The sequence below is a fragment of the Streptomyces sparsogenes subsp. cuspidosporus genome (genome assembly GCF_039532705.1).
In the GTDB taxonomy this organism is placed as follows: domain Bacteria; phylum Actinomycetota; class Actinomycetes; order Streptomycetales; family Streptomycetaceae; genus Streptomyces; species Streptomyces sparsogenes.
Genome location: NZ_BAAASD010000154.1, coordinates 1 through 597, shown reverse-complemented (window position 1 = coordinate 597; position 597 = coordinate 1). Strand labels below are relative to the sequence as shown.

Annotated in this window: 1 protein-coding gene; it reads left to right on the top strand. The window is 72.7% G+C overall.

Translation table 11 applies throughout. The annotated features are described in order from the left end of the window. Nucleotides 1-150: 150 nt before the first annotated feature. Nucleotides 151-597 (top strand): MarR family winged helix-turn-helix transcriptional regulator (locus ABFY07_RS42820; RefSeq protein WP_346179630.1); only part of this gene is annotated, 447 nt, incomplete at its 3' end.

The following is a 597-nucleotide window of genomic DNA, read 5'->3' as shown; positions in this document are numbered from 1 at the left end:
GGCTCGGCAGTGGTCACGGGCTCCCTCTCCAGGCAGGCGGGTGGGACGACAAGCCTGACCGTAGAACAGGTGTTCGACCGCGCCGGGACCGGGTCACCTGTATCGACCATTTATATAAGTCGGTGATGTAATGGAGGGGTGAACCGGACGGTGGAGACCGATGCACCCGACGTGGCCGAGCTGGCCGGCGTCCTGGAGCAGGTGGCCAGCTGGCTGCGCCGCACGCTGCGGAACGAGGAGTGGAACACCGTGGCGCTCTCGGTCCTCGACGAGCTCGTGCGGGAGGGGCCGCGGCGGGTCACCGAGCTCGCCGCCCTCGAACGGGCCAGCCAGCCGGGGATGACCGGGATCGTCGGTCGGCTGCAGGCCGCCGGGCTGGTCGGCCGCGCCCCGGACCCCACCGACGGACGCGCCACGCTCGTCGCCCCGACGAACGCCCCGGGCAAACGGCCGCTGGCGCTGTTCCTGCACGGCCGGCACTGGACCTGCTACTCCGGCCCGGAGATGACCGACATCCTGCTCGGCTGGCCCTGCCCGGCCGGTTCAGCTGGGGCTCCCGCGGGGGGCTGGTGTCCCCCCAGCCGGGCTCCCCGGCCA